Source organism: Neisseria sp. P0021.S007 (assembly GCF_051956855.1).
This window is the reverse complement of sequence record NZ_JBQCXA010000835.1, coordinates 1-585: the sequence shown is the minus strand read 5'-3', so window position 1 is coordinate 585 and position 585 is coordinate 1. Positions and strand designations below refer to the sequence as shown.

At 45.1% G+C, this 585-nt stretch carries 1 pseudogene; it reads right to left on the bottom strand.

What is annotated here, in order from left to right:
- Positions 1-585: pseudogene (locus ACTHUR_RS16225) on the bottom strand (pilus assembly protein PilQ); the annotation flags it as partial.

The window sequence follows — 585 nt, the reverse complement described above, 5'->3', positions numbered from 1 at the left end:
ATCTTTAGTTATCTTAACGGTCATAATGATTTGACCATCCGGAGTTACATTAGGGGTAACTGTCAGACCCAAAACCGCTTTTTTGAATGAAACCGAAGTCGCACCACTTGAAGAAGCTTCTTGGTAAGGAATTTCGGTACCGGATTCAATCGTAGCTTCTCGACGATCCTGAGTCAGAACGCGCGGATTAGAAATGGTTTTGCTCTTACCAGTTGCTTCAGAAGCAGAGATTTCCAAACCTAATGCACCAGATGACAAGGCTCGTACCAAGGCAATGCTATTTGTTGCTGCCGTAGCTGGCAGGCTCACGTTAGGCTGCAAAGACCAAGTTGGGTAAGCAGACTCTCCGCGGAATACTGAGGCGTTAGTATTGTGGTTACCCTGAGCAGCTGACCAATCATTACCCCAAGAGTTTCGTCCTCTTGCACCGGCAGCACCAAACTTAACACCCAAATCGCGTGAGAATCCGTCTTTTGCTTCTACAATACGTGCTTCAACCATAACTTGACGCGTAGGAACATCCAACTCATCAATCAATTTACGGAATTTCTCGATGACATTTCGATTATCTGTAACAATCAAAGT